Genomic DNA, 241 nt, shown 5'->3' on the forward strand with positions numbered 1-241 from the left:
GCCTGACCTATACCTTCAAGCTGCGCGACGGCGTCAAGTTCCACAATGGCGCCACGCTGACCTCGGCCGACGTGCTCTGGAGCTGGCAGCGCTACATGGATCCGAAGACGGACTGGCGCTGCCGCAGCGACTTCGACGGCCGCAACGGACTGAAGGTGACGGACGTGTCGGCGCCGGACGCGCAGACGGTGGTCATGAAGATCGACCGCAAGTCGGCGGTGTTCCTGGATTCGCTCGCGCG

The 241-nt window shown here is 65.6% G+C and carries 1 protein-coding gene; it reads left to right on the forward strand.

Annotated elements, in window-relative coordinates; all coding sequences use genetic code 11:
• Positions 1–241: ABC transporter substrate-binding protein (locus tag SB751_RS34615; protein ID WP_410749568.1), on the forward strand; the 241-nt coding region annotated here is incomplete at both ends.

Origin of the sequence: Cupriavidus sp. SIMBA_020 (assembly GCF_046535395.1) — a bacterium.
Taxonomy (GTDB): Bacteria; Pseudomonadota; Gammaproteobacteria; order Burkholderiales; family Burkholderiaceae; genus Cupriavidus; species Cupriavidus campinensis.